This window comes from Rubritalea sp., from assembly GCF_039830215.1.
Classification (GTDB): Bacteria; Verrucomicrobiota; Verrucomicrobiia; order Verrucomicrobiales; family Akkermansiaceae; genus Rubritalea.
This window is the reverse complement of sequence record NZ_JBDOPO010000325.1, coordinates 1-4,958: the sequence shown is the minus strand read 5'-3', so window position 1 is coordinate 4,958 and position 4,958 is coordinate 1. Positions and strand designations below refer to the sequence as shown.

General features: G+C 46.8%; 6 protein-coding genes. 3 read left to right on the top strand and 3 right to left on the bottom strand.

The window, feature by feature from the left end; genetic code table 11:
- Positions 1 to 164: 164 nt before the first annotated feature.
- From ABGY95_RS10955 to ABGY95_RS10945, 3 genes are read right to left on the bottom strand one after another with little or no spacing between them, the layout of a single operon-like run.
- Positions 165 to 998, bottom strand: a complete 834-nt coding sequence (locus ABGY95_RS10955) for a mechanosensitive ion channel domain-containing protein (RefSeq protein WP_347441721.1) — start codon at positions 996 to 998, stop codon at positions 165 to 167.
- A 60-nt stretch (positions 999 to 1,058) separates the two neighbouring features.
- Positions 1,059 to 1,508 (bottom strand): bifunctional nuclease family protein, encoded by a 450-nt coding sequence (locus ABGY95_RS10950; RefSeq protein WP_347441720.1) that lies wholly within the window; start codon positions 1,506 to 1,508, stop codon positions 1,059 to 1,061.
- Between the two features lie 4 nt (positions 1,509 to 1,512).
- Positions 1,513 to 2,022: a gamma carbonic anhydrase family protein gene (locus ABGY95_RS10945; protein WP_347441719.1), complete on the bottom strand. Its 510-nt coding sequence runs from the start codon at positions 2,020 to 2,022 to the stop codon at positions 1,513 to 1,515.
- Between the two features lie 125 nt (positions 2,023 to 2,147).
- Between ABGY95_RS10945 and ABGY95_RS10940 the strand changes: the two genes are divergently transcribed.
- The 3 genes from ABGY95_RS10940 (at position 2,148) to ABGY95_RS10930 (ending at position 4,671) form a co-directional block, all read left to right on the top strand.
- Positions 2,148 to 2,966 (top strand): hypothetical protein, encoded by an 819-nt coding sequence (locus ABGY95_RS10940; protein WP_347441718.1) that lies wholly within the window; start codon positions 2,148 to 2,150, stop codon positions 2,964 to 2,966.
- Positions 2,967 to 3,029: 63 nt separating this feature from the next.
- Positions 3,030 to 3,587 carry a shikimate kinase gene (locus tag ABGY95_RS10935; protein WP_347441717.1) on the top strand — a complete coding sequence of 186 codons (558 nt, stop codon included), beginning with the start codon at positions 3,030 to 3,032 and terminating at the stop codon, positions 3,585 to 3,587.
- A 76-nt stretch (positions 3,588 to 3,663) separates the two neighbouring features.
- On the top strand, positions 3,664 to 4,671 hold the full coding sequence (locus ABGY95_RS10930; protein ID WP_347441716.1) for a polyprenyl synthetase family protein: 1,008 nt from the start codon (positions 3,664 to 3,666) through the stop codon (positions 4,669 to 4,671).
- Positions 4,672 to 4,958 lie beyond the last annotated feature (287 nt).

The following is a 4,958-nucleotide window of genomic DNA, read 5'->3' as shown; positions in this document are numbered from 1 at the left end:
CACAGGCTCGGTTTTGAACGGTGGAGCCAGTGCTGATACTAATCAGCATCTGGGCCGTTGTTCAAGTTAAGCGGTGCACTTCCGGTTTGAATCCAAGATCTACATAAAATGGCCTCACAGCATTTCACTGTGAGGCCATTCTAGTTTAGAGGTTATTTTAAATCTTAACTAACTTGGTGCATGTGCACATCTTGCTGAGGGAATGGGATAGAAATTCCAGCCTTATCAAAGGCTTTCTTTACATTCTCGATCATAGAGAAGTTCACTGCCCAGTAGTCGGCGGCCTCCACCCATACTCGAACCGTAAAGTTAACTGAACTATCAGCGAGTTCCCCTACAACGATGAAGGGCTCGCGTCCATCTTGATCAGTGATGATTGCCGAGTGCTCAGCAATGACTGACTTCAGCACTTCGCGGGCTTGATCAATGTCGTCACCATACCCAATTCCAAAACTGAAATCGACACGGCGCTCAGGCATGGTCGAATAGTTCACCATTGAATCGTTAGAAACTTTACCGTTTGGCAGATGGATCATTTTGTTGTCAGGCGTGAGCATAATTGTCTGAAAAATCTGAATCTCCTTCACGCAACCAGTGTAGCCCTGCGTCTCGATCACATCGCCGACCTTGAACGGGCGGAAAATGAGAAGCATCACACCTCCAGCAAAATTCTGTAGAGTACCACTTAGAGCCATACCTACAGCGAGCCCCATTGCCGCAAATATCGCAGCAAATGAAGTCGCCTGGATTCCAACGGTTTCTACTGCCGAAACTGCAACTCCAACCTTAATCAAGGTAGAAACTAGAGTGCAGACAAAAGGCTTCACCGTAGCATCAACCCCTTTTTTATCGAGCTGTTTCCCAACTATGATCCCGAACCAACCCGCGACTTTCCAGCCAACTACGAGTGTTACCAGAGCCAGTAGAATCCTCACCCCCCAATCAGCTCCTTGAGCTGCTAGAGCTGACATATCAAATGCGGCAATAAGCGTATTCATTGCTCAAGGACATAGATGTTAGTCTCCAATAATCAACTTAAAATTTAAAAGAACGATTGGTTAGGAACTTTCATCAGCCTGCATCTTAATTAAAACATCAGCCATATCGTCGAGTGTATCCCATATCTCTTTAAGAAAATACAAAGGAGCACCACAACGCACGGACATAGCAATACAATCGCTAGGACGTGCATCTAGCTCGATAATTTTTCGCTCCATCACCTCATTCTGAGCTTCAAGAAAAAGGCGCGCGAAATACACTTCCCCTTCCACCTTCACGATCAACGCACGCATCATCCGGGCTCCCATCGCTTTCAGAGAATCCGTAAAGAGGTCATGACTCAATGGCCGGGGCGCAGAGTCATTAGCTAAAGCCATATTGATCGATGCTCCAACTGAAGGATCAACATAAAAGACGATCACCTTTTCGCCATCACCGAGGAAAACGGCACAGCCAGCCTGAGTTGGCATAAGCGCTACTGGCTCTACTCGCACTACTGCTGCTGACATAATCCTAGCGTGCTAAATATTTACGTGACTGCACCAGATACTTTTCAGCCCAGAACTTAATCTTCCCTTGCTCCACGGGATCTAGGAGTTTCACCACTTTTGCTGGTGAACCCATCACTAGAGACCCAGGGGGAATAACTGTGCCGCTAGTCACTAGAGCATTTGCTCCGATAATAGAGCGCTCACCTACCACCGCTCCATCTAAAACGCAGGACCCCATACCAATAAGTACTTCGTCCTTCACTGTCGCAGCATGAATTATAGCTCCATGACCAACCGTCACATACTCACCAATGTGTGTGCCAAAATCATCCGAAAGGTGAATGACGGCATTATCCTGCACGTTTGAACGAGGCCCTATCACAATCTTGTTAATATCTCCCCGCAGAGTTGCATTGTACCAAATACTCGATTCCTCCGCCACTGACACGCGGCCAATCAAATCAGCGCTCGCTGCAATGAAGGCACTTGAGTGCACTTCTGGTAAAAACTCTTCATAAGACTCGATCGCCATAACCACAATCTATTCAAGCACACCGTTCTCACAATGATTTTTTTACACTCACCTTGCTCTTGACGTATTTCTGAGCGAATCTATATCGCTCCTGCTGTCCCCCGCAGCAGTAAAACTCCACGCTCATGCACGAATCTCTTACAGTTATTGGCATCATCCTCATCGGCATGGCTCTGCGCTCCTGTCGGCGTCGCGTCTTTAGAAAGATCGGCGCCCTAGTCTACCTTCTTGCCAGTGGATCTATCGTCTACTTTTTATCAGGAAATATCCCACTTTCTATAGCTTCAATATTCGTCTGGTTTTTCCTCCCATGGATCGAACTTTGCTCTAGAATACGTAAACTACGCTTACCACTAGAAAACCACCTTCATGAGGAAAGATGCCCAAGGCTCCAGCAATTCCCTGAAGCTGCACATATGATAGATGAACTCGAATCCCTAGATTTCGAGCACAGCTCAGACTACACTTGGAACTGGGCAGGCTCCGCACAACATTATAGCTTTTACTGGCACCCAGAAGAGCGCGCAGTCGTTACTGTCTGCCTCTGTAAACAGGCAAATGTAGCCTTTTCATACGTCACTATCTCTTCCCGTGCTAGTGATGGAAAAATCTACCGAACCAGCAATTTCCCCTTTTCCCCAACCCTGAAAAATTGCCCCGATGTGGCATCGAACCAAATAGCATGCCGCCATTGCTCGTTGAAACAATCGCTCGACAACCACAAGCGATTTATCACAAGAAAAGGTGGCGCGCTCGACAACCTCATGATGCCAGACCCAGACATACTCAACGTGGAAGTTGAGAATGATATACGTGACCAAATTAACCACAATCTCGACACTGGCATTATCGCAATCACCGAGAATGGTAAATTCCGCTATTCATTTCGAGGACTTTGCTTCCTTTGGAAACAATTCATTAAGGACATGATTCGCCTCAGCTAGCACGAACAACATTTATGTCATCTCCGCTCTGGTCATGCTAACAATCTTTCCTACACTAGCGTTATGAATGCAGAAACGACGAACACCATACCAGCTAGGAATATCATCCTAGTTGGTTTTATGGGTTCGGGAAAGTCAACCATCGGCCGTGAGCTTGGCAAGCTCCTCAGCTACCCGCTGATCGATACAGACACTAAAATAGAAGAACATGAGAAATTCAGCGTTGCGGACATTTTCTCACTCCGAGGCGAGAGCTTCTTTCGCACTTGTGAAACCCAAGCTATAGAACAACTCCTTAGCGAGGGTGTAACCCACCACATTATCGCCACTGGTGGTGGATTACCAATGAAAAAACAAAACCGCCCACTGCTACGTGAACTTGGGTATGTAGTCTGGCTCGATGCGAATACCGAGACACTTCTTGAGCGTACATCACGCAACAACAATCGGCCATTACTGCAAACTGAAAACCCACGGGAAACTATCGAAAAAATGCTCGAACAACGTAATGACATATACCAAGAGGTCTCACATCTACATCTTCAGACGACTGGCCTCAATGTAGCTGAGACAGCGCATGGCATTCTCGAGAGCGCTCGATACTTCTTTGGTCACAGCTAAAGAGACGATTACGGTTGCATCTGGGCTCCGACTGTGGAAAATTCAACCAAAGCTCTTCCCTTACTACACAAAACACATGGCACTCCTAAAACCATTTTCCGACTCAAAAGGACGCATCACATTCGATCTAGTCCGTAAGGAAATCAAACAGGTTGAAAAGCAGATCTCTGAGCAAGTCAAAGCGTTTGACTCTGAAGTTGAGCCATTCATCGACTACATCTGCAACACGAGCGGCAAACGTATCCGCCCCGCCCTCGCCATTCTTGCTGGTGGTTCTCTGGGAAAAATATCTGACGACAACCTCAAGATTGGTGTTATTTCCGAGCTTATACACATGGCTACTCTGGTTCACGATGACATCATCGATGAAGCTGACACTCGCCGCAAAACTCCCACTCCCAATGCCAAATGGGGAAATGGCATGGCAGTTTTACTAGGTGACGCTCTATTTTCTCACGCACTGCTACTAGCAACAGAGTTCGGTTGCATCGACATCTGCCGTAAGGTCGGCACCGCTTCCCGGGAAGTTTGCCAAGGGGAAGTCATTCAGACCCAACGCCGCTTTGACCTCAGCCTAACGAAGGAAGAATACTTTCGCATCATCGCCATGAAAACTGGCGCGCTCTTTGCAGCCTCAGCTGGCATCTCAGCCTCATTATCAGGTGCGGACGCTGACACCGAAGCAAAAGTTTACGACTATGGTCTAAAGCTAGGCACTGCATTCCAAATCTATGACGACTGCCTCGACCTAGTCGGAACGGAAGACAATGTCGGCAAGACTCTTCGTACTGATCTGGAAAAAGGAAAGCTGACTCTCCCTCTTCTCAACCTTCTGGAAACCGCGCCAGCTGCAACTAAGAAGCAGCTTCAGAAAAACATCAAAGATCAGAAGCCTTTGGAGTTCGAAGGACTAGTCGGAGATGTTGCATACAAAGCTTCTATCGAGTCTGCACTAGATACTGCTATCGATATGCTGGATGAGGCTCGCGACAACCTAAATTGCCTTCCAGCCAACGACTACACGACCGGTCTACTTGAAATTACAAACTACCTAGAAGGCTTAATCGCCAAGTGCCGCAGCTAACCAAAATCACATATCTTATAGTAGAGTCATGGCCGGCATCATTATGCTAACTGAATTTGTTGCCGCCATTTTTTGTGCTCACTAGGCTATCATTGCCTACATCCTATGTGTCATTGGTACTGCCATTTTGTCTCGCACACTTTTAACATAAGTTATTACTGGAGCTATGTCCTCACACCTTAAAAAGGGGAGCACGCTAGCTAGTCACACACCTTTCAAAAACTAGTGTTGCTCATCTAAAAAACTCTAGACAGTTGCAATTGATCACAAAATTTAGCAAATTTGCG

Coding starts and splice junctions, on each gene's coding strand:
- ABGY95_RS10955 (WP_347441721.1), bottom strand. CDS start 998: ATGAATACGCTTATTGCCGCATTTGATATGTCAGCTCTAGCAGCTCAA.
- ABGY95_RS10950 (WP_347441720.1), bottom strand. CDS start 1,508: ATGTCAGCAGCAGTAGTGCGAGTAGAGCCAGTAGCGCTTATGCCAACT.
- ABGY95_RS10945 (WP_347441719.1), bottom strand. CDS start 2,022: ATGGCGATCGAGTCTTATGAAGAGTTTTTACCAGAAGTGCACTCAAGT.
- ABGY95_RS10940 (WP_347441718.1), top strand. CDS start 2,148: ATGCACGAATCTCTTACAGTTATTGGCATCATCCTCATCGGCATGGCT.
- ABGY95_RS10935 (WP_347441717.1), top strand. CDS start 3,030: ATGAATGCAGAAACGACGAACACCATACCAGCTAGGAATATCATCCTA.
- ABGY95_RS10930 (WP_347441716.1), top strand. CDS start 3,664: ATGGCACTCCTAAAACCATTTTCCGACTCAAAAGGACGCATCACATTC.